The following is a 22,672-nucleotide window of genomic DNA, read 5'->3' as shown; positions in this document are numbered from 1 at the left end:
AGCCCAGCTGTTCACCTTGACGTTTCTGCCGCCGCCCCGGTTCCGGTTTACTTGACGCGTTCTGCATGCCGAAGCGCGATCTCTTTGAATGCCTCGACCTGCGGAAGGGCAAGGGCCTGTTCATAGCCGATCAGCCAAGTGTCCCTCGTCAGCTCAAACCGGTTATCACCGTCAGTGAGCGGAATCTTGTTGACCGGGTCATCTTCACGGAGCGTGATGGAGGGAAGCACGGCATAGCCGATGCCGTTCACTGCAAGCTGCCGGCATGTCTCAATCTGATCGACGATGATCTGCCGGCCCGGACTGGATTGGAAATGACGCCGCCACCACTCCCTGATTTCCTCGTAATAGTCCGAGTCGCTCTTGAACTGGACAAACGGCCGTTCGGTTTCCGGAATTTCATCGACGGAACGGATCACCGTATCCACCAGATAAAGGTGATCTCTGAACAAATGGACCTTGGCCCCCTTCCAGTCGGAATGGCCACGGACGATGCCGACATGGGCTTCGCCGTCATGGAGGGCCCTGACGATTTCCGAGCTCCAGCCGGTCATGAGAGAAATCTTCGCATCCGGATAATCAGTGACGAATTCCTTTAGCACAGCCGGCAGCCACGTCTGGCCGACAATCGAGGCGCAGGCAATCTTCAATGTTCCGTGCACCTTGTGGACCATTGCCTGGAGGATTTCCGTAACTTCTTCGTACCGGACAAGCGTCTCCCGCGCAAATTGGATGACATGCTCACCGGCTGGCGTCGGAATCAGGCCCTTTGATGATCGGATGAACAGCGGTGCGCCCCATTCTTTTTCGATGGTCCGAAGCCGCTGGGAAAGCGCCGGCTGTGAAATAAACAGCCTGTCTGATGCTTTCCGCATATTTCCTTCCTCTGCCAATGTTTTGATGATAGTAAATTCATTCACGTTCATCTTCCTTCAATCCTTCCTGTAAACCCCGCGAAAAATGGCCTACCTTCTTATTCCCCCTTTTCCGGCCCGGTACCTCCACCTTGTTCCGAAAAGGTCAGTTTGTTCATTCGGCGCCCGGAACGAAACGGGCCATAAAAAAACGGCTCCGGACAGTTCCGGAACCGACTGATCAGCGCGGCATCGTATAGACCGCTTTTTTCAGTTTCTTCATCAGGACCCGGCGTGTCATGATTCCGGCAAACATGCCTTCCTCGTCTTCCACACACAGGAACGGATGGTTGATCAGAAGATCGAACACCTTCCTGAACTCGGTGTCAATCCTCACAATCGGAAGATCAGTCTGCATCAATTCATCGACTTTCATATCGGACAGCCGCTCGTATTCAATCCGCTCCATACCAAGGATGGACTCAGTGATCATCCCCATGCTGAGCAGGCCCCTTAGCCGGTATTCATGATCCAATACCGGGATTGCCGAATAGCCGGTCTTCGTCAGTACGAGGAGCGCATGCTCGCAATTGTTGCCGACTTGGACATGGGCGACTTTTTCGGATGAAATGACATGGTCACGGATAGGCTCATGAAGAAATTCTGTGTTGTTAACGGAAATCATATAGGACCCGACCCCTTTGTCAACCTTCATTTTTTGGTTTCCCTGTGTCCATCATATCATATCCGGGTTTCGGCTGACGACCTTACAAAAACAGGATGCCCGGGAAACAGCCGCTTCCCGGGCATCCTGTATGAGGTTCAATATCCCATTGCATAATAAAAGATGATGAATCCGATAAACACCGTCGACACCGCAATGACGATCAGAATCGGGTTCAGCGTGAACGGATGGTCACTGACTTCTTCCGAAATATGGTCTTCGCCATTTTCAGTTTCTGCCGCGGTCCGGTCCATCTTTCTGAACGAAGCAAGCCCGATGGCGATAATCAGCAGTGATACCACTATTGTAGGCCACAACCAGATATCCATCCCGTTGCCTCCTTCCCGTTTTCCGTTAACTTGTCCGAAATGGTGCTGATTCATTCCACTTCTGTGAAATCAGCGGGCAGACATGTTAGGATGTATGCAAATCAAAGCGAAAAGAACGGAGGAAACGGGATGGCCAACAGTCTGTATAACCGGGAGCAGCTGGCCGGGGCAATCTATATCATCAACAAACACGCCAAGACAGCACCCGACAATGAATTCTTGTACAAACTGAAAAAGGCGGCACTCATGAAAATGATAGAAGGCGGTTTAGCAAACAAGGTCGGCCTCCAGTCTGTCCCGAATCCGAAGTTCAGCCGGAGACAGTCTGCTGTCCTCATCACCTGCGGAGAGTTCCATTTCCACTTGCCGCCGACCCGGGAAGAAATAAAAGAACTCCAACATCTTGGTGAGCCTGACCCTGACTACCGAAACCCGAAGGTCCGTCTTGGGCTCAAGGCTGCCAAGCATATTCTCCAAGAATATACCGGAATCAAACAAAGCGAGTCCGGACGGCCATTGCCCGAAAGCTCATCGCGGGCCATGACGACAAAAAGCACTTTCCAAAAGCAAGAACCTAAAAAATATCCGCCTGCTTCAGGCCGGCGAAACCAGAAACCTGCGCCTTCCAGGCATCGCTCTTGGTTTGACCAGTGATAGTGCAGTATTACCGATACACCTTGTACAACGCCTGTGTCCCTTCATTTTCCGAGCCTGTCTCGGCCAATGCTGAGTACATCGTCTCTGCAAGCGCGACCCCCGGCAGTTCAAGCCCCATTGATTTCGATTCATCCAGGGCGATCCGGAGATCCTTAAGGAAGTGCTTGATAAAGAATCCCGGTTCAAAGTCCCCTTTTAGCATGCGTGGCGCCAGGTTGCTTAGCGTCCATGAACCAGCCGCGCCGGCTGAAATTGACTTTAGCACACGTTCAGGGTCAAGCCCCGCCCTTACGGCATAGCCAAGTGACTCGCAGACACCAATCATGCTTGTGGCGATGACAATCTGATTGGACATTTTCACATGCTGTCCGGATCCTGCCGGCCCGTGAAGGACAATGTTGTGTCCGACTGCTTCCAGCAAAGGCAGAATCTCGCGGAACGCGTTCTCCTGCCCCCCGCACATGATGGAAAGCGTCCCGTTACGGGCTCCGACATCCCCTCCAGAAACTGGCGCGTCTATGGCCGCGCAGCCTCTAGACTCAGCTTCTTCTGCAATCCTCACTGCGAGCTTTGGTGATGAAGTGGTAAAATCGATGAGAATTGTTCCGCTCCGTACCGTTTGAAAAATTCCCTGCTCCCCAAAATAGACTTCTTCCACATCTTTCGGATAGCCGACCATCGTCATAACGACATCCGCCCCGTCAGCAGCTTCTGAAGGACTGGCGGCCCATTTGGCTCCTTTACCGATCAGCGCTTCTGCTTTTTCCCGTGTTCTTGTATAGACCGTCAGGCTGTGGCCGGCTTTCATCAAATGTCCGGCCATCGGGCCGCCCATCACACCGGCTCCGATAAACGCAATTGTTTTCATTACTACTTCCCCCCCCCAATCGTTTCCTCCATTGTAGCAAACAGAGGTCACGGAGCGGGCAAAAAAAGGGACGGCCCGCTAAGCGGTCCGTCCAAGTAAAGGGGGAAATGAGAATGTTGCTGTGTTCAAAAGTAATATATCCTGATTTTGGTGAGTCTAAACATCAGAAAATCATTTTTTTCATTTTCTCCGAAAGATTCCTTTATTCCGTTTCCTGCTGCCGCTCCTGACCCGTCGCATAGCGGTTCAACAATTCATCCAGTTGCCGGCTCAGCCCTATGGTTTCCGGATGTCTCCGCCCTTTCTCCAACGCACTGACGGTCATCCTCTCCCTCAGCTTCTCAATCTGTTCATCTCTGTATCGTTTCATAGAACCCTCCCTCACCTTGCCAGTGTCGTCACCAAAACTGTTAAAAATTCTTTACTCAAAAGAGAATATAAGGCAAACTGTTAGTTAATCAAACGGAAGGGGCGATATGGATGAAAATTGCCGAAGTCGGAAACATCATCGAGTTCAAAGACGGACTCCAAGGAGTAGTGGAGAAGGTCAATGAAAATTCGGTCATCGTCGATTTGACGTTCATGGAAAACTTCAAGCAACTGGAAATGGAAGAAAAAACCGTGGTCAACCATAAACGCTATAAAATATTGTACGGCAGCAACGACTGATCCAATACATACGATCAATCACCCAAACAGTTTTCCGGACAACCGGGTTTTCATAAAAGGTAAGGAGGATCATCAATGAAGCGCAAATTGAAATACGCATCCCTTTCGGCGGCCGCCGTCCTGATGCTGGCCGCATGCGGCACGACCGAAGAAGAGGCAGAAAACAATGATACCCAAATGGAACAGGAAGAGACAACGGACCAGAACCAAGGATCCGATGATGCGGAAACTGAAACTGGCAAAGAAGAAACCACTGACGAAAATGCTCCCGATGAAGGAGATGACCAGGATATCACCGATCAGGAGGAAGAGAGCGGTTCTGAGCGGGAACTGACTTACCAGTCCGGTGACAGCCAGCAGACCGGCCAGGCAAAGCTGACTGAAAGTGACGAGATGGACTATTCCATTTATGTACTGGACGGGTATCAGCTCACTTCGGAAGAACCAAACAAGGATGTGCTCTACTGGAACGAAGATGAGCAAGTTTTCATGAGGATCGAAACGTTCGGTTCCGATGCAGACTACGCGATGCTCACCGAGCAGATGATCGGTTCTCTGGAGTATGACGGCGGAAAATCAGCAGATGTTTCCGGAGAGTACAGCCTTGCAGAGTCTTCAGGAATTGAAGATCTCGTCATCAGGCAGCTCGAAACAGAAGAGGGCTTCACAACAGGAGCGGTCTTCATCAAAGATGGAATGACCGTGCGCCTTACGGTATTTGACAAGACTGAAGCCGATCAGACCGACGCCCTTCTCTCCATGGGCGCGACCATCGGAAAAAAATAAAAAAACCGGGAGACCGGTGGACTGCAGACAATGTGAGTATATCCTCCTTTGTCTGCAGTTTTTTGTTTTCCTGAAACACCTGTCCCATCGTGCAAAATGACAAGATTTTCCCCTTCGGGCCCTCTCTGTTGGGGGCATACCGGCGACAGTACGAAGATTGGCGTCTGCACGCTACCCAGAACGTAGCGTTGTGCCGCATCTACAGACTTTCCGGATGACGCTGTTCGTGCAGAACAGAGAAGCTTCTTCGAATCCGCCTCACACGAAAGAAATGCGAAACATTTTTCAGGAGTATCGGACCCTTCGCTTTAACTCGCCCATACCGCTTTTGAGGGGAGGCCGGCCACTCGAAGAGAATCTGAACGCAAACCGTGTGTTTTAAATTTGAAAGACAAAACGGCCCCGAAAGATTTCTTCCGGTTCCGCTTTGTCTACAGTCTCGATTGCATTCACTTGGATAGGTCCTTGATTGACAGGCCCAGTTTTTTTAGCAGCTCGATTGCGGTCGCCTTTTCTTCCGGGCTGAGGGCCTCCATCAATCCGTGGAGACTTTCTTCATGAACCGGGAAGATCTCGTCCAACAGCTTTCTGCCTTCAGTCGTAATGTCCACGAAGGTGACACGACGGTCGGTGTCACAGATTGTCCGCTCAAGATATCCTCTTTTCTGGAGTTTGTCAATGACGTAGGTCATCGAACCGCTCGCAAGAAGGATTTTGCTTCCGATTTTCTGAATCGGCTGGCTGCCCTTATGGTACAGAAGCTCGAGCACCGCAAATTCAGTCGGATTCAAGCCATATTCCGCGAAAAGTCTGTTGGCTTTTTCTGAGATCACTTTATGTGCCCTCGAAAGAACCACGAATAATTTCAAAGATTGTTCACTGCCATTCTCCTGCATGCTTTCATCCCCTGCCGATGTTACTGATCAATTCATTATAGGACGCTATTCCGGTTAATGTCAAAAACCGGAAGGACCCGAGATTATGGCGTGAGGACGGCTGCCCCGTCGGCACCGGTCTGGACCTTTGGTCGTTCGTGGACGGGAAGAAGCAGTTCAATCCGCGTCCCCTTGCCGAGCTCGGATTTGACGAACAGATGGCCGCCCATCGACTCCGCAGTTTCGAGAACGAAAGGAAGCCCAAGGCCAGTCCCTTCCCGCTTGGTCGTGAAGAACGGAAGGAAAACCTGCTTGATTTGGAGATCGGTCATCCCGCTGCCTTCATCGCTGAAAGCTACGACGACATGATCATCGTCATAATGCTCGAGGGAGACAATCAGCGTCGTTCCTTCTCCCGAGGCTTCAAGCGCATTTTTGATCAGATTGATGAAGGCTTGTTTTATGCGGTGTTTCTTTCCTTTAACCAAGGCCGCTTCCCCTACCTGATTGTCCATGAAGATGGCTACCTTTCTCATGCTCGCCTGCGGCTCCATGACGGTCACCACATCACCCAGGCATTTGTACAGGTCGAACACTTCGTCTTCCTGGTCTGTCGGTTTTGACAAAGTCAGAAATTCTGCCATGAGCGACTCCATTCTGTCCATCTCACTGTCAATGACATGAACGTAACGGACAGAGTCTCCTTCGGCAGACAGCTTCAGCAACTCTGTAAACCCTCTGACGGATGTCATGGCATTTTTCAGCTCGTGCGCAATGCTCGCTGCCAGCTGACCGATTGCAGAAAGAGATCCGTTATGCTCCATCTGACGTTTCAGAAGGACTTTCTCCGTATCATCACGGACCGAAGCAAAAAAGAACTCCCCATGCCGTTCATAATAAATAAAAATATGATAGAACCGCTCTTCTCCTTCTCCGGTGACGAAACGGTGCTTTAGTTCTGCCTGTCCGTTTTTCTTGAGCCCCTGCTTGACAAGCGCGATGTCTTCATCGGACAGGCCAATTTTAAGAAGCTCAGTATGTTGGTGCCCGATTAAGTCATCAGGGTTCAGATCATAAAAATGCCGGATTCGGTCATTGACATCACGGATTGTTCCGTCTTTCCCGAATACCAGGTAGCAGTTCACCTCATGGCGAAAAATACTGTGATAGGCTTGTGCCCCTCCGCGGTCACCGTCTGACTGATCGCCAAGTTTGAACCGGAGAATGACATCATTGGAATGCCTGAAGACCGTTCCGATTACTTCGATATCCTTGAAGGCGGTTCCCGCTGGATTTTCCAATCCGAAGCGCGATGTTACTCTGCGGCCGGGATTTACCTGGCTGATAAATGTCGTCCAGCCGGCTTCCTGTCCATTCTGGAGCACCTTGTCCATCATGCTTCCAGGGAAGATACCAAGTGTTTTGACTGCCTTTGGATTAGAACGCAGACATTCGTTATTCCGGTTGACCATGACAATTGCGTCATCTGCTTCATCAAACAGGAAGTCGAGTGTTTCCATTATAGATTTCGTTGGCACGTCTTACACCGGCCTTTCTCCGTTTTGGACTAGCATATGAAGGTTATTGAAGGATCATGAATTCGGCAAGCATGATTATATCGAGATTCAATTCTGATTATTCCATATTTTACAGACTCCTAATATAAGACTATTTACTCATATTAAGAGAGAGAGGTCAAGGACCTCATCTAAATATTCATCAAAATGAATAAAAATCCATCAGAGGAAAGTGCCCTGACGGATTTATTCAGCCGATAATCACACGCTCTTTTGGAAATCGGTAATTCAGTTTTTGTGGTTTGCCGCCCAATGTAAACAGGAACGAAATCAGCCCGACTCTTCCCACGAACATGAGGAACATGAGAATTACCTTTCCGGCTCCGCTTAAATCCCCCGTAATTCCAAGCGACATTCCGCAAGTCCCGAATGCCGATGTGATTTCAAACACCAATGCGGTAAGCGGAGTGCCTTTTTCCGTGATGGACATGATCATCACCGAGACGAGCACGAGAAATCCGGCGATGAGAATCACTGCGTAAGACCGGTATACATCAACCAGTTTGATTTCCCTTCCGAATATCTGAATGATGTCCTTGCCCCTCGCAAAGTTGATGAGAAACAGGACGGCAATGGCAAATGTAGTCGTCCGGATTCCGCCGCCCACAGAACTCGGAGAGGCGCCGATGAACATAAGAAAACTGATGAATACGTCCGTTGCTTCACTAAACTGCGTGATATCCATCGTCGTCAAACCGCCAGACCGTGCGGAAACCGAATGGAACATCGCTGCAAACAGTGCTTCATGCCACTGCATGTCCTTAAATGAATGGAAAGATTCAATCAGAAGAATCACGACGGTGCCCGCGGTCAGGAGAATACCAAACGTCGCGGTCGTGATTTTTGCAAATAGAGAGAAACGGAACGAAGGCTCCTTGCTCGACAAAAACCGCTTCACTTCAATCAGGACCGGAAAGCCGATCGCACCGAGTATGATCAGTGCCATGGTCACAAGCTGGACAAAATAATCATTAAAATAAGGAAACATGGAGTCATTGTTGATTGTAAAGCCGGCGTTTGTCGTTGCTGTAACCGCATGAAACATTCCGTTCAGGAGAGCATCCCGGAAGGACTCATAGTATTTGGTGAAGTAAAGTGTCAGGATGCTTCCGCCGACCAATTCGATCAGAATCATAATTTTCATGATCTCCCGGATCAATTTGACCGCCCCTGCCATGCTGTACTGGTTGTGGTCGACCATGATCAATTGTCTTTCCCTCAGTCCGATCCTTCTTCTGACCAAAAGCCAGAAAAAAGTCCCGATCGACATAACGCCGATTCCGCCAAAGTGAAGCACGACCATGAACATGACAATGCCAAATGTTGTATATGTGGCGCTCAGGTCAATTACGGACAGGCCGGTCACGCTCACTGCGCTTACCGCAGTGAACAGGCTGTCGATAAAGCCGATGTCCACGCCGGGACGGTGGACGCCAGGCAGATTAAGAAGAATCGCTGATATAGTGATTGCAAAGAAGTAATAGATGACAAGAACACGGGCAGGCGTCAGCTTCTGGTTTCTGATGCTGGACAAAAACTTTTGCCTCCGTGTCGGTTCTTTTAATGGCATATGGATCCCGTGTCCTTTCCGTCGCACCTCACATGATGTCTCATTTTATAGAAATCAGCCGAAAAAAGAAAGACGGATGGCAAACCGCTCCGGATTAATTGCCGGAGCCTTTGCCATTACCACCTTTCCCGTTTCCACCGTTCTTATTCTGTTGGCCATTTTTTGAGGATTGCTCACGACCTGAAGAATTCCCTTTTTGAGGCGAAGACAGGTGATCGCCTCCCGTATTTTCTCCTGATTGATCTTTTGACTGCGGTACGGCATGTGCCGGACGTTCAGACTGTTTATCCTGCCCGGTGTGTCCCGGAGGCGGGGTTTTCTTGTCCGGCCCTGCATGTGCAGGAGGGGTACCTTGATTGCCCCGCTCTGAAGGCCCTTTTGGCGGAGGCGCTTTTTCCGATTTCGGGGATTGCTGGTGTTTCCCTTTTTTCTCCCCATTTCCCGGAAGACTGCCTGCAGGTTTCGCCTGGGATTCTGTAGCGGGAGGAGGCGCTTCTTCTTTTCTGATGCCAGGTGACTGCCCCGAGTTGCCCGGCGGCTGCAGTTCCTCTTTTCCTGAACCTTTTGGGCGATTGTCCTGAACCGGCTTGCCTTCAGTTTCAGGATGACGGTTATTTTCCGGGGGCTGTTCAATTACCTCAGGTGCTTTATTGTTGGCCTCATCGATGTTCTGCTGATTGCGCTTGGAAGGAGCCGGATTTCTCGAGTTACTTTCGCTGTTGATCAGATGGCTGATTGGTACGCCTTCAGTGATCGCACGATTCCGCAGTTCCCTGTCGGCTTCCGCAAGTCTCAGGCGCATTCCTTCCTCGCGAGCTGTTTCCTTAATAAAATGAACGGTCTGGTCTACTTTGGCCGCAAGCTTCTCATCCCCTGCTTTCACCGATATGATGGAAAGTTCCTTGCCGGCTTCGCTGTACTCGCCGATTATCCTGCCAAGCAATTCGGTGACATCCATGCCGTTCCAACTTCCGAGATCACGGATGAGTGCCAAGCCGTCATCATTGAGCGGTGTCAGTTCCCGGACCTTTCCTTCTGTGTCAATTCCAAACTCAATGGCAGGGTTGACTTCCAGCTGAATAAAGGCGAGTGCCGGCTGCCTGAATGGCAGAAATAGTGCTGACAGAAGGATCAGCAGGACTGCTGCAAGCAACGCCGCAGCGGCTACAGAATTTCGTACTGAGGAAAGTAGAAGCCGGCTTTCCGGACTAACGGGCAAGACCTGACTTTCTAATCCGATTTCCTGTCCCTCCGACTCCCCTTTAACAAATCGGCCGTCGGGAGTAAGGATGACCACATGATCTTTGTTTTGTTCGACAATGATCCCCTTGATCTTGTTCATTCGGGCATCCATCCTTTTAAATACTCCTGGAGAATCGGCAGGTCGCTGTTGCGGAGAATTACCATTGCGAGAATATATTTGCGATGGCGTTCAATCGTTTTCCTTGAAACACCCACCACTTGCTCGATTTTCTTGATTGGGAGCCGTTTTTTGCGCAGTGTTTCACTTTTCATTTCTTCTGAACTGCAGATAATCACAGCTATGTCCATTGCTGTCTTTCTGGCATCCGCATGTTTCGGGGAAACGTCGGAGAGTTCGCTGAAAGACAGCCCGAAGCCTGCAAGCAGTTCAGAGTAAATTTGGATTTCCTCGCGACGCTTGTCCGCTTCCTGCTGTTCGGAAAAATGGATGTAGGAGGCTGCATCTGCCGCTGCTGCGGCTTCTTCCTCCCCTTTGGCAATGTGTGCCGCCAGGCCGGCCCTCGATTCTTTTCGCAGATGGTCAATCAGCTTGCGCCTGATGACAAGATGGGCAAATGTCATAAAAGACGCATCCCTGGAACTGTCGTACTTCATGACGGCTTCATGAAAACCGCCTAAGGCGATACTATATTCATCATCATGTTCATCGATATACCGGTTGCACGCCAGAAACGCCGCTTTCTTCATGAACGGAGAGTAGGCACGCAGCAATCCGTCCAGCTCTTCGTCCGAACCGTTCTGGGCAAGAAGCACCCGTGCTTCCACATCCCCGGCCCTGCGTTTTTTTCGGTTCATGAAACCGTTGAACGTCGTTATCAGCACGATTCTGACCTCTCCCGCCATGATTTCGATAAATTGATTGTATCGGCATTTCCGGGATTAGGAAAGCGGTTAAATCGCGCCTGCTAACATCTTTCGCCCATTCCTTCAGATTTTAGGGGGTCGGAGAAAGTTCTGTTCAATAAAAAAAGACTGCCGCAGGTGGACAGTCTTTTTGGTTCACGCTTGCTTTTGCCGGTCGTTTTTCAGTCCGATCAGAACTCCGACCACTGCGATCAGCAGCAGCACAGACCAGAAGATTGCTTTCCAGATCGTAGAGTGAGGGAAATGCGGATCGATAATCTGAAGTTCCTCGTGGCCGAGTGTCAGGACAACGAGCTTCACCCCGACCCACCCGACGATCATGAACGCAGCACTCTCAAGTGCAGGATAGCGGTCCAGCAGGCGGACAAACCAAGTTGCCGCAAACCGCATGATGATCAGTCCGATCACACCGCCAAAGAACATCACGGCAAACTGTCCGCCGTTGATTCCCCCGACATCGAAGTCACCCAGTTCAGGCAAAGTGACAGCAATCGCTACGGCTGCCAGCATCGAATCGATGGCGAATGCGATATCCGCCAGCTCAACTTTCAGGACGGTCATCCAGAAGCCCGACTGTTTTTTCGGTTCTTTCAGTCCGTCCTCTTCTTCTCCGTGTTTTTTCCTCATGTCATAAAGATTCTTGGCGGAAATGAAGAGCAGGTAGGCAGCACCAAGCGCCTGGATTTGCCAGATGTCCACCAGGATCGTAATCATGAACAGTGCTGCAAAGCGGAAGACAAAAGCTCCGAGGAGCCCGTAGAACAGGGCCTTCTTCCTTTGCTGGTGAGGCAGATGCTTAACCATGACTGCCATGACGACCGCGTTGTCTGCAGCAAGCAGCCCCTCAAGGATGACGAGGACAACAAGCACCCATGCATATTCGAGTAAAATAGCTTCCAAATTCAACCCCTCCTTTTTTTGGAAAACAAAAAAGACCTTTACCCCGAAAAAGGGCAAAGGTCTTGCTAAGCCCTCATCCGGTAATTCCCGGAATCAGGCTATCATAACCGATGGCATAGCCATGTAATGACGATTATGAAATAGGTTTCCCTATAGCTACTCCCCTTTGACACTAAGTCAAAGATCATTCAGTTTTCCCAGAAGATATTGTATCACACCATTCATTCGGATGTCTCTGTTTTTCTCAGTTTTCTCGTCTTGCTGTCAAAAAGACTATAGACGACCGGTACGATGTAGAGGGTCAGGGCTGTCGAACTGATGAGTCCTCCGATGACCGCGATTCCCATAGGCCGGTTGATCTCCGTGCCCTCCCCTAGTCCGAAGGCAAGAGGAAGAAGTCCAAGAATAGTTGTGAGTGCTGTCATCAGAATCGGCCTCAACCGGTCCTTGACCGATACGACTATTGCGTCAAAGGAAGGCATGCCTTCGGCTTTTCGCTGATTAATGTAGTCGACGAGCACAATTCCGTTATTCACAACAATTCCGACCAGAATCAGAATCCCGATAACTGATGACACGCTGATCGGCGTATTAGTGAGGAACAGGCCGAGGGAAACCCCGATGATCATCAGCGGCACAGTGAACATGATAACCAGCGGGTACTTGAATGATTCAAACTGGGCAGCCATGACGATATAGACGAGGACAACCGCGAGAATGACTGCCATGAGCATATCATCGATTGCATCTTCGAACAGCTCACGGTCGCCGCTGTAGGCAATGTCGGTTTCTTCCGGCAGTTCCGCTTTTTCCAGTGTGCTCTCCACGTCCCTTGTCACCTCACCCAGTGTGCGGGAGGATTCATAGTGAACGGTGAAGCGCACCGCATTTGCCTGGTCGACACGGCGGATGGCAGCCGGACCCTCTGCAACTTTAATCTCTGCCAAGCTCTCAAGCGTGACAAAAGAACCGGACGGGGCACGAAGTTTTAACTGTCCCAAAGCTTCAACACTGTCCAGATGGCCGCCGGTTTTGACTTGGACGGCATGTACGTCGCCTTCTTCACCGACAATTTGTGTCGCCGCCACGCCACGGGTCATGTCGTTGACCGTGGATGCGATCTGTGCCGGTGCAAAACCGTTTGCTGATGCGGCAACAGTGTCGACCTCGATCAGGATTTCTTCTACACCTTCTGTCAGATCATTGGTGACATCCGTCACTCCTTTGATTTTTGACAGACGGTCCACTGCCTGTGCCGCTGCTGATTCCAGGCGGGACTTGTCCGTATCCGTCATGGTAAAGGTCAGTGTATTTGGCGAAGAACCGGCCGCTGTCTGCAGGCTGAAGGTGATTTCCGTGTCTTCTTCTGCGATTTTCTGAATGTCCGGCTGGACGTCATCGACAAACTCGAATACCGAACGATTCCGGTCGGCAAGCGGTTTGAGTTTTACATAAAGTTCTCCTTTGTCCGCTTCACCGGTCCCTTGCGCGAGCCCCTGCTGGGTACCGCCGGTGAGGCTGACATAGACGTCCACGTCTTCTTCTTTTTTCAGGCGCTCCTCTATTTGCCGGATTACTTCTCCGGTCGCTTGTGCAGAAGCCCCATCCGGAAGGTTGACCGCTATGCTGACGAATCCTTCATCTGTTGCCGGGAGAAACTCGGTCCCGACCCTGTATAGCCCGAAAGCGCCTGCTGCAAGAAGTAGTGTTGTCAATCCGAGTACGGCTTTGCGATGACGGAGTGACCAGATAATGGAACGTTCGAAATTCCGATAGGATTTCGAGCGCCTGCGTCTCGTCTCCAAGTCCCGCTTCGGCTTTTTCAGCATACGTGAAGCCATCATCGGAATGACGGTCAGCGCAACAAACAATGAAGCCAGTAAGCTGAAGGAAATTGTCATCGCAAATTCTGTAAAGATCCGGCCGATCAGTCCTGAAATAAAGATGACCGGCAGAAATACGGCAATCGTTGTCAGAGTGGAGGCTGTAATCGCTCCGCCCACTTCTTTTGTGCCGTCAATAGCAGCCAATCCCCTCTTTTTACCCATCGCCAAATGCCTTTCGATATTCTCGATGACAACGATCGAGTTATCTACGAGCATTCCGATTCCGAGTGCGAGTGCTCCCAGCGTCAGGATATTCAGCGCGAAGTCTGCAAAATACATCAGGACAAACGTGACGATGACGGAATATGGAATCGCCACCCCGACGATGACCGGGCTCCGCACCGATTTCAGGAACAGGAATAAGACGAGCATGGCGAAAATCCCGCCCAAAATCAGGGATTGTCCAATATTGCCGATGGCCAGCTGGATGTAATCCCCCTGGTCAAAAAGGATATCGGCAGTGACTCCCCCGAATTCAGGTTGCCCGAGAAGACGGTCCAGAGACTCTTTGAATGACGTGGAGACATCCGCTGTGTTTGCCCCCGATTCCTGCAGGACAGACATGATGACAGACGGTTCATCATTGGTTCTGGTTTCCATTCCTCCGTCATCTGAGGCCAGGCTGACTTCACCGATATCCGAAACCTTAATTTCCGTGCCGTCCATGGGGTTGACCGTCAATACAAGTTCCCCGATTTCCCCTGGTGAGGTAAGCGTACTGATGATGCGCGTCGTCAGCCGTTTGCCGTCCTCGGTCTCAACCGCCTCTCCCGGCATGGAAACATTATTGGCCTGGATTGACTGCACGACATCCTGCTGTGCGAGACCGTATTCCTCAAGCTTTTCGGAATCAAGGACAATCTGTACGTCCTCGATAAGCGAGGACGAGACGGTGACGCTGGCGACCCCTTCTGTCCTTCTCAGTTCCGTTTCCAGCTTTTCAGCAATTTCACGGATATCTCCTGTTTCTCCGTCCGATCGGAGAGACAGCTGAATTACCGGAAACTGTGACGGATCGAACTTCATGAACTGCGGTTTTCCGGAATCGTCAGGAACTGGGGTCTGGTCGATCCGCTGAAGAACATCCATCTGGACATCATCAATCTCTGTTGACCAGTCAAACTGGAGGAAGATGAGGTTCACGCCCTCCTGTGATGTCGACTGGATCGAATCCAGGCCGGGCAGCGTGGACAGGTTGTTCTCGAGCGGCTTGGTGACTTTTTCGCTCACTTCTTCCGGGCCTGCCCCCGGATAACTCGTCACTACGACCGCGACAGGCGGATTCAGTTCGGGTATGAGCGTCAGCGGAATCTTTATAAACGAAACAATTCCCAAAATGAGCACCAGGAGCATGGTAACGATCGTAAAGACCGGGCGCCTGATGGAAAAACCGCTAATCTTCATCCTTTTTTCCCCTTTTCAAAAAGCTATGTCCATCATACCGGAACGCAGGGCCGCCCTCAATATCCGTCCCTCCCGTGGTCCTTCATTACCACTCAAAAACTTGAAAGACGGCAACCTGTCCGGCCTCTTGATAAGAGTACCGGCCAGCTGCCGTCTGTTTAACATGGTTCTATTTTAAGAAGGATCAAAGCAGGCTGTATAGCTTAATGTCCGGGTGTTTATCCTGGAACCAGCGCAGGGCAAAGTCGTTTTCGAAAAGGAAGACGAGATTGTCGTAGCGGTCCTTGACGAGCATGGCGCGCGGCCCGGTCATGGATTCCTTCACTTCTCCTTCATTTTCAATCCAGCGGGCGACTTTTTGGCCGATATGCTGGATGACCACTTCGGAATTGTATTCGCTCTTCATGCGGTGTTCGAACACTTCAAACTGCAGCTGGCCGACCGCTCCGAGGATCACTTCCTCGGTATGAAGTGTCTTGTAGTACTGAATGGCGCCTTCCTGGACAAGCTGCAAAATCCCTTTGTGGAAGTGCTTTGATTTCATTACGTTCTTTGGGGACACTTTGACGAACAGTTCGGGAGTGAACAGCGGAAGCGGTTCAAACGCGAAATTCGCCTTGCCGCCCGTGATCGTGTCGCCGATCTGATAGTTACCGGTGTCATAGAGCCCGATAATGTCACCTGCCACCGCCATGTTGACCGTTTCCCGGTCATCCGCAAGGAATTGTGTGGACTGGCTGACCTTAAAAGTCTTCGGAATTCTCGGGACGGTCACCTGCATGCCCCGGTCGAATTCTCCGGAAACGATCCGGACAAATGCGATCCGGTCGCGGTGTGCAGGGTTCATGTTCGCCTGGATCTTGAAGATGAAGCCGGTGAACTCATCGTCGTACGGGCTGACACTGCCGCCGTCAGCCGTGTTCCGGGGCTGTGGTGCAGGCGCAAACTGCAGATAGGTCTCCAGGAATGTCTGAACACCGAAATTTGTCAGTGCGGAACCGAAGAACACAGGCGTGAGCTCGCCACGCCGTACACGCTCTTCATCAAAATCGTTTCCTGCCTCGTCCAACAGCATGACGTCTTCCAGAGCCTGCTGGAAATAGGACGAATCCTGGATTGGGTGAGGGGCGGCCAAATCACCCTCTTCACCTACTTCAAGATACCGGCCTTCTCCCTCTGCCCGCGCAAGTTCAACCCGGCGGTTGTGGCGGTCATAAATTCCCATGAATTCCTTGCCCATGCCGATCGGCCAGTTCATCGCATAAGACTCGATGCCGAGCACTTCCTCAAGCTCTTCCATGAGCTCGAGCGGCTCACGGCCCTGGCGGTCAAGTTTGTTGATGAAAGTGAAGATCGGAATCCCCCTCATCCGGCATACCTTGAACAGCTTGATTGTCTGCGGCTCGATGCCCTTTGCCGAGTCGACCATCATGACAGCCGAATCGACGGCCATGAGTGTACGGTAGGTGTCTTCACTGAAGTCTTCGTGGCCCGGCGTATCCAAAATATTGACCCGCTTGCCGTCGAAGTCGAACTGGAGTACTGATGAGGTGACGGAAATGCCCCGCTGCTTCTCGATTTCCATCCAGTCGGATGTGGCGAACTTTCCGGATTTTTTCCCCTTAACCGTACCTGCATCCCGTATTGCTCCACCAAAAAACAGTAGCTTCTCGGTCATCGTCGTCTTCCCGGCATCCGGGTGGGAAATAATCGCGAATGTCCTGCGCGACGCGATTTCTTGTTTTAATTGGTCTTCCATTTTTCAATTCTCCTCGTCTTTTTCAGCTTTTCCCATCATAGGTACCGGAAAAGCGAATTTCAAGCGGAAACGGCCGGAAAGGCGAACCTTTCCGGCCGGAGTCTTCACGTCAATGTCCGGGTCAGTCCCGGGCGCCTGCCTTGCGCCCGAATTTCTTCTCCGCTTCATCCAGCGCTATTTCCGCGTCGCTGTGCGGGTATTTGGTGTTTTCGATGATCTGGAAATCTTCATGGCCCTTACCTGCAAACAGAATGATGTCGCCTTCTCCGGCGACCTCTACCGCGTGCCGGACCGCCTTCTCCCGGTCACCGATGCATGCATAATTTTCATGCGTCATGCCTGCGGCAAGTTCGGATGTGATGGACTCATATTCCTCATAACGCGGATCATCCGTTGTGAGAATCACATAATCCGCAACTGAAGCTTTTTCCGCCATGATCGGCCGTTTTAACCGGTCCCGGTTGCCGCCCGTGCCGACAAGGAAGATGAGTTTGTTTTTCTTATATGGAAGGACTGAAGCGATCGCTTTTTCGATGGCATCCGGTGTATGCGCGTAGTCGATATAAATCGTGAGAGGAAGATCCGTCTCCACCCTTTCCATGCGCCCCTTTACAGCCGGAAGCCCGCCAAGTCCGGCAATGATCTCATCGAGCCCGAGTCCATATGCATACAGGGCGGCCGCGGCTGCCAACGCATTGTATACATTGAACCCGCCGATCAGATTCATCGTGATCAGCCGCTCCCCTTCGGGCGTATCCATCAGAAAGACGGTGCGGCCGGCTTCCAGCCGGATATCGCGTGCCCGGAACATCGCCTCCGAGTCCACAGCGTAAGTGAGTACAGGGTGCGGAGTCATCTGCCGGTACCGGTCAGACCAGGGATCATCCGCATTCAGGACAGCAAACTTCGGCTTGGATGTATCCTGGCCGAGCTGCGCGAACAGCAGCCCTTTCGCATACCCGTAATGCTCCATCGTCCCGTGGTAGTCCAGATGGTCGTGGGTCAGATTGGTAAATACAGCTATGTCGAATTCCGTGCCGGACAGCCGCCCTTCGACGAGACCGTGCGAAGAGACTTCCATTGTCATCGCCTCGCAGCCTTCTGCCGATGCCTGCCGGATCATGCGTTGTGTGGTGAGAGCATCCGTCGTCGTGTTGGCCGACTCGTATAACACACCATTCAGGTTAAAACCGATTGTGCCGGAGGAAGCGGACTTCCGGCCGCTGCTCCGGAGAATGCCGTCGATAATGTTGGCGACACTGGTCTTGCCGTTGGTTCCGGTGATGCCGATCATTTTTACGGACTTTGACGGGTGCCCGAAAAAGGCGGACGCAAGCAGCCCTTCCGCGCGTGCCGTGTCATCCGTGATGACGACTGCCGCTTTGTCCGGGTCAGCTTCGACCGGCTTTTCTGCAACAATGAGCCTTGCGCCGGCAGCAAGTGCCTGGGGCACATAGTCATGTCCGTCCACGGTGTATCCGTTGATGCAGATAAAAGCGCCACCCGGCTGTACTGCCCTGGAATCGGTCGTGATGTCAGTGATCTCAACCGGGAGCGTCCCGATCACCTCGCTGAAAGGGAGATGCGCCAGCAATTCTGTTGTTTCCATGTTGTTTCCTCCTCAGTCTTCCGCAAGCGGCGAAAGAATGTAAGCCCTCAGCAGGCCGGCCGCCGCCTCAAGGGAATCCGTATGCGTCCTTTCCAGTGCATGAGACGATTCGATGCCGGGTCCGAAAAGCGCATGCCGGACGTCAAAGCCCGCGCGGATTGCCGCCGAAGCATCCGAGCCGTAATAAGGGTAGATATCTAGCTTGTGCGGAATGCCAGCCTTTTTGCAGAGATTCGCCAGGTGACGGGTCAGGCCGTAATGGTACGGTCCGCTGGAATCTTTCACGCAGATCGACACGGTGTACTCGTCGGAAGACTGCCCGTCTCCGATTGCGCCCATGTCGAATGCAATGTACTCAACGGTGTTTTCCGGAACCGAAGCATTGCCTCCGAAGCCGATTTCTTCATTATTGGAGAGGTAAAGGTGCAGGGTATGCGGAAGCTGTATGTCGCTCTCCTTCAGCCTGGCCGAAAGCTCCAGCAATAGAGCCGTGCTGGCCTTGTCGTCAAGGTGGCGGGACTTGACGTAGCCGCCGACCCTTTCGAAACGCGGATCGAACGAAACAAAGTCTCCCACCTCGATGCCGAGCGACCGTGTTTCTTCCGCACTGCCGGTCCGCTCATCCAGCCGGACCTCGATGTTGTCGCTGCTCCGCTCCGCTTTGCCGGAATCCCGATACACATGAACAGTCGTCTGGTGCATCAAAATGGTCCCGCGGATTTTCCTGCCCTCCGCCGTATGGACGGTGCAGTACTCCCCTTCGGCGGCATTCCAGTTGAATCCGCCAATTTTATCCAGCTTCAGTCGACCGGAAGGCTTCACTTCCTTGACAATCGCGCCGAGCGTATCGACGTGTGCCGTGATCAGCCGGCTACTGGTATCATCTTCTCCGCGGAATGTGGCGATGACGGCACCTTTGTTTGTACGGGTCAGTTCCGCTCCGCTTTCGGCCAGATAGGCTTCCGCCAGCTTCATGGCATCGTTCGTATAACCGGAAGGACTCGGGGTATTGACGAGTTCTTCCAGAATCTTGATTGAATATTCAAGGTCAAAAGGTATGTTCATGTGAATGTATCCCCCCGACTGGAAAAGTCCAGCTTTCATTATACGCCTACATGAGATGTGCGTCACGATTCGCCGGCATCATTTCAGAAATCGTTTGATCAGCTTGAGCCGGTTGCCGTATGGCGGGAAAGCTACCCTGACCGGGAAGGCCGTTCCCCGCTTTAGAATCCCTTTTTCATGAGTGAAGGCGTCGAACCCGTACTTGCCGTGATAGCTGCCGATTCCGGACGGTCCGGCACCGCCGAATGGCAGTGCCGTATTGCCGACATGCGAAAGGGCATCATTGATGCAGCCGCCGCCGAACGGCAGCTCTGCAAGAAAATGTTCCGTCGCGGCCCGGTTCTCGGAAAACAGGTAAGCGGCAAGCGGTTTTGGACGCTCGCGAATCGAGCGGATCACCGCTGTCAGGCTTGAATAACCGTAGACCGGCAAAATCGGGCCAAAAATTTCTTCTTCCATCACCCGGCTTCCGGCAGGCGGACTGTCGACCACGGTCGGCTCCATGTAACGGGTATCCCGGTTCATCCGGCCGCCTGATAGAATTCGGCTGCGCTCGTCATCGAGCATCTCCCGAAGCCTGTCGAACTGGCGCTCGTCCACGATTCTGGCATAATCGGGTGATTGATCAGGATTCGTGCCATAAAAGTCTTTTATCGCCTTTGTCAACTCTTCTATAAACGTATCTTTCACGGTGTGATGAACGAGACAATAATCCGGCGCGACACAAGTTTGGCCGGCATTTGTGAATTTTGCCCAGGCAATCCGTTCCGCCGCTGTCCGGAGGTTCGCAGTCTGGTCGACGATGGCTGGGCTTTTGCCGCCAAGCTCAAGGACGACGGGCACGAGCCGCTCGGCTGCAGCCTTCATGACGATCGACCCGACTTTTGCACTTCCAGTGAAAAACATAAAGTCAAACGGCGAATGGATCAGTGCAGACGTCTCCTTCTTTCCGCCTTCCACGACTGTCACGAATTCCGGGGGAAAGGTCTCCGCAATCATTTCGCGGATGACAGCGGACACGTTCGGCGTGGTCTCCGATGGCTTCAGGACGGCCGTGTTTCCCCCCGCAATCGCAGCAGCAAGCGGTTCGATGACAAGCTGAAACGGGTAGTTGAACGGACCGATGATCAGCACGGTTCCCCATGGTTCCCGGATGACAAAACTTTTACCGGGCCGGAAATGAATCGGAGTCTTCTTCGGCTCCGGCTTCATCCATTCCTCAAGGCTGGACGCCATTTCCCGGATACTCGATAAGACAAAACCGATTTCCGTCATATAGGATTCAAATTCACTTTTGCCAAGATCCTTCGACAACGCATCCGAGATATCTTTTTCCCGTTTTCGGATCGCACCGTGCAGATCCATCAGCCGGTCTTTTCTGAATCCGGCCGTTTTCGTGGTGCCGGTCCAATAAAATTTCCGTTGCCGGGCGACCATTCTTCCGGCCTGTGCCTCCGTAAATGCCATCGCCAACCACTCCTTTCATTCTTTCTTCATCTTATCGCCGGCAAGCATGGATATCAAAACATAAACCGGGTCATCCTATACCTCTCCATAGGGTTGTCACTTTGTTAAATTTTTTTGAAGCTCATAAACGGCTGCCGACTCGGGCAACCTTTGGATACGGGCAGGAAAATGGTTACCTGTCCATCATGCATCCCGGCCTGCAAGCGGCGAATATCGCACCTTACAGTTTCATAGCTCCTCTTTCCCGGTTAGATAGAAAAATAGGTCTTCCGGCTTGTTTTGTTCCTCACTCTGTTTCGGAATCCGATTATGCGGGGTATAGAAGGTCAAACAACGAAAAGATCAAGGAGGAAATGACATGATGAAACAAGAACAATGGTGGGATCACATGTTTACAGGAAATCTTGAGATGGGACTGAACCGGGAGCGGATCACCGAGCTTGAAGAAGAAAATTTCCTTTATTTCTCTGAAGCAGAAGAATCCGTCCCGCAGGAGCAATAACTTAGTGACCATGCGATATTTGCCGTCAGCCGGTAAACATGCAGAACATACATAAGGACCGTCCATCGTGCATTCATACACGGAGGGCGGTCCTTATCCGTTTAACTGCTTTGAAACGCCATATATAGTCTGAAAAGTTTTATTTCGTCGATTGCGTTGACTTTACCCTCCTCCCCTTGTATTATTGTAAATGTGCTTGAGAGAACAACAAGCAACCATCCCAGATTGATTCCGTAGCTCAGCTGGGAGAGCGCTACCTTGACAGGGTAGAGGTCGCTGGTTCGAGCCCAGTCGGAATCATCACACACCGTCCGGTCCCTTTTTGGGAGCCGGACGTTTTTTTGTCCTTTGAAATCCAGAAACCTCTTTCCTTTGAACCTTTAATTATCACTCCCCTTCCCTATGAATGATTTCATGGCCTCCTCCCCCTCTCTAAAGATGGCGAACCTGCGGAATTTCCGTATAATAGTCATAGATAACCAGTCGCAAAATATATAGACCAGTGAGGAATCCAGAATGAATGACCAACTGACCCGGGAAGAAATGCAGCAGACGATCGCCCAACTAAAAAAGCGAGTCGGGGAACTGGAAAGCCTGATTAGCCAGATCATGGTTCCGATCATTCCCTCTATTATGCCGGATACGATCCTCGTGCCCTTCGCCGGAGAACTGACTCCCGAATTTTCACAGGATGTTGTATCCAAAGTGCTGAATCACGTCGCCACAACCGGCACACAGATCGCAATTCTCGACTTTACTGCTCTTTCCATCGAAAAGCCGGAAAGCCTATCAGTTTTCGGAAGAGCGATTGAAGAACTGTCGGCTTCTCTCAGCCTGATGGGTATTGAAGTGATTACTGTCGGCTTCACTCCGCATTTAGCACGCGAAGTGACCTTGTCCGGACTGCCATTCGTAAATAAGCTAAAGTCGTTTACGACATTCCGCTCCGCATTGCAGCATCTAATGAAGGAACGGGGCATGGAACTGACCGGTGCAGCCAAATAAGCCAAAAAGAACCCCTGCAGTTTTTCTGCAGGGGTTCTT

Annotated in this window: 21 protein-coding genes and 1 tRNA gene; 6 read left to right on the top strand and 16 right to left on the bottom strand. The window is 51.6% G+C overall.

Annotated elements, in window-relative coordinates; genetic code table 11:
- Positions 1–47: 47 nt before the first annotated feature.
- The 3 genes from KHA84_RS04650 to KHA84_RS04640 form a co-directional block, all read right to left on the bottom strand.
- Positions 48–926 (bottom strand): LysR family transcriptional regulator, encoded by an 879-nt coding sequence (locus KHA84_RS04650; protein ID WP_213422357.1) that lies wholly within the window; start codon positions 924–926, stop codon positions 48–50.
- Positions 927–1,095: 169 nt separating this feature from the next.
- A complete protein-coding gene (gene cbpB / locus KHA84_RS04645; RefSeq protein WP_092095923.1) occupies positions 1,096–1,539 on the bottom strand; it encodes a cyclic-di-AMP-binding protein CbpB in 444 nt (147 codons plus the stop codon).
- Between the two features lie 137 nt (positions 1,540–1,676).
- On the bottom strand, positions 1,677–1,907 hold the full coding sequence (locus tag KHA84_RS04640) for a hypothetical protein (protein ID WP_213422356.1): 231 nt from the start codon (positions 1,905–1,907) through the stop codon (positions 1,677–1,679).
- 129 nt (positions 1,908–2,036) lie between these two features.
- Here KHA84_RS04640 and KHA84_RS04635 point away from each other — a divergent pair, with 129 nt between their 5' ends.
- The gene (locus tag KHA84_RS04635) at positions 2,037–2,561 is read left to right on the top strand and encodes a YkyB family protein (RefSeq protein WP_213422355.1); all 525 of its coding nucleotides are present in this window, start codon (positions 2,037–2,039) and stop codon (positions 2,559–2,561) included.
- A 10-nt stretch (positions 2,562–2,571) separates the two neighbouring features.
- Here KHA84_RS04635 and KHA84_RS04630 read toward each other — a convergent pair whose 3' ends face one another.
- Both KHA84_RS04630 and KHA84_RS04625 read right to left on the bottom strand, forming a co-directional pair.
- Positions 2,572–3,432, bottom strand: coding sequence for an NAD(P)-dependent oxidoreductase (locus tag KHA84_RS04630; RefSeq protein WP_213422354.1), 861 nt, complete (start codon positions 3,430–3,432; stop codon positions 2,572–2,574).
- 202 nt (positions 3,433–3,634) lie between these two features.
- Positions 3,635–3,802, bottom strand: a complete 168-nt coding sequence (locus KHA84_RS04625; RefSeq protein ID WP_213422353.1) for an aspartyl-phosphate phosphatase Spo0E family protein — start codon at positions 3,800–3,802, stop codon at positions 3,635–3,637.
- Between the two features lie 110 nt (positions 3,803–3,912).
- On the opposite strand from KHA84_RS04625, the gene KHA84_RS04620 reads away from it, so the two are divergent.
- Both KHA84_RS04620 and KHA84_RS04615 read left to right on the top strand, forming a co-directional pair.
- On the top strand, positions 3,913–4,101 hold the full coding sequence (locus KHA84_RS04620; protein WP_213422352.1) for a YkvS family protein: 189 nt from the start codon (positions 3,913–3,915) through the stop codon (positions 4,099–4,101).
- Between the two features lie 75 nt (positions 4,102–4,176).
- Positions 4,177–4,887 carry a hypothetical protein gene (locus KHA84_RS04615; protein WP_213422351.1) on the top strand — a complete coding sequence of 237 codons (711 nt, stop codon included), beginning with the start codon at positions 4,177–4,179 and terminating at the stop codon, positions 4,885–4,887.
- 449 nt (positions 4,888–5,336) lie between these two features.
- Here KHA84_RS04615 and KHA84_RS04610 read toward each other — a convergent pair whose 3' ends face one another.
- From KHA84_RS04610 to KHA84_RS04560, 11 genes are all read right to left on the bottom strand, one after another.
- Positions 5,337–5,783: a MarR family winged helix-turn-helix transcriptional regulator gene (locus KHA84_RS04610; RefSeq protein WP_213422350.1), complete on the bottom strand. Its 447-nt coding sequence runs from the start codon at positions 5,781–5,783 to the stop codon at positions 5,337–5,339.
- An 83-nt stretch (positions 5,784–5,866) separates the two neighbouring features.
- Positions 5,867–7,282 carry a sensor histidine kinase gene (locus tag KHA84_RS04605; RefSeq protein ID WP_213422349.1) on the bottom strand — a complete coding sequence of 472 codons (1,416 nt, stop codon included), beginning with the start codon at positions 7,280–7,282 and terminating at the stop codon, positions 5,867–5,869.
- A 247-nt stretch (positions 7,283–7,529) separates the two neighbouring features.
- Positions 7,530–8,909, bottom strand: a complete 1,380-nt coding sequence (locus tag KHA84_RS04600; RefSeq protein WP_213422348.1) for a TrkH family potassium uptake protein — start codon at positions 8,907–8,909, stop codon at positions 7,530–7,532.
- A 94-nt stretch (positions 8,910–9,003) separates the two neighbouring features.
- The gene (locus KHA84_RS04595; protein ID WP_213422347.1) at positions 9,004–10,251 is read right to left on the bottom strand and encodes an anti-sigma-I factor RsgI family protein; all 1,248 of its coding nucleotides are present in this window, start codon (positions 10,249–10,251) and stop codon (positions 9,004–9,006) included.
- A complete protein-coding gene (sigI, locus tag KHA84_RS04590; protein ID WP_213422346.1) occupies positions 10,248–10,994 on the bottom strand; it encodes an RNA polymerase sigma-I factor in 747 nt (248 codons plus the stop codon). The genes KHA84_RS04595 and sigI overlap by 4 nt, the downstream gene beginning before the upstream one ends.
- 177 nt (positions 10,995–11,171) lie before the next feature.
- Complete coding sequence (locus KHA84_RS04585) at positions 11,172–11,936, bottom strand: TerC family protein (protein WP_213422345.1); 765 nt, start codon at positions 11,934–11,936, stop codon at positions 11,172–11,174.
- 221 nt (positions 11,937–12,157) lie between these two features.
- Positions 12,158–15,226 carry an efflux RND transporter permease subunit gene (locus KHA84_RS04580; RefSeq protein WP_213422344.1) on the bottom strand — a complete coding sequence of 1,023 codons (3,069 nt, stop codon included), beginning with the start codon at positions 15,224–15,226 and terminating at the stop codon, positions 12,158–12,160.
- A 184-nt stretch (positions 15,227–15,410) separates the two neighbouring features.
- Entirely contained in the window at positions 15,411–16,985 is a 1,575-nt protein-coding gene (locus tag KHA84_RS04575) for a peptide chain release factor 3 (RefSeq protein ID WP_213422343.1), read from the bottom strand.
- Between the two features lie 121 nt (positions 16,986–17,106).
- Entirely contained in the window at positions 17,107–18,594 is a 1,488-nt protein-coding gene (locus tag KHA84_RS04570; protein WP_213422342.1) for a UDP-N-acetylmuramoyl-L-alanyl-D-glutamate--2,6-diaminopimelate ligase, read from the bottom strand.
- Positions 18,595–18,606: 12 nt separating this feature from the next.
- On the bottom strand, positions 18,607–19,659 hold the full coding sequence (locus KHA84_RS04565) for a M42 family metallopeptidase (protein WP_213422341.1): 1,053 nt from the start codon (positions 19,657–19,659) through the stop codon (positions 18,607–18,609).
- Between the two features lie 78 nt (positions 19,660–19,737).
- Entirely contained in the window at positions 19,738–21,126 is a 1,389-nt protein-coding gene (locus KHA84_RS04560) for an aldehyde dehydrogenase (RefSeq protein WP_213422340.1), read from the bottom strand.
- A 358-nt stretch (positions 21,127–21,484) separates the two neighbouring features.
- Here KHA84_RS04560 and KHA84_RS04555 point away from each other — a divergent pair, with 358 nt between their 5' ends.
- From KHA84_RS04555 to KHA84_RS04545, 3 genes are all read left to right on the top strand, one after another.
- Positions 21,485–21,628 (top strand): hypothetical protein, encoded by a 144-nt coding sequence (locus KHA84_RS04555; RefSeq protein ID WP_176765069.1) that lies wholly within the window; start codon positions 21,485–21,487, stop codon positions 21,626–21,628.
- Positions 21,629–21,855: 227 nt separating this feature from the next.
- Positions 21,856–21,928 (top strand) — tRNA-Val (locus KHA84_RS04550).
- A gap of 216 nt (positions 21,929–22,144) precedes the next feature.
- Complete coding sequence (locus KHA84_RS04545; protein ID WP_213422339.1) at positions 22,145–22,633, top strand: STAS domain-containing protein; 489 nt, start codon at positions 22,145–22,147, stop codon at positions 22,631–22,633.
- The last annotated feature ends 39 nt before the right edge of the window (positions 22,634–22,672 follow it).

The sequence above is a fragment of the Bhargavaea massiliensis genome, from assembly GCF_018390575.1.
GTDB lineage: Bacteria > Bacillota > Bacilli > Bacillales_A > Planococcaceae > Bhargavaea > Bhargavaea massiliensis.
Note: the sequence above shows the minus strand (reverse complement) of the source record. Positions and strands in the feature narration are given on the sequence as shown.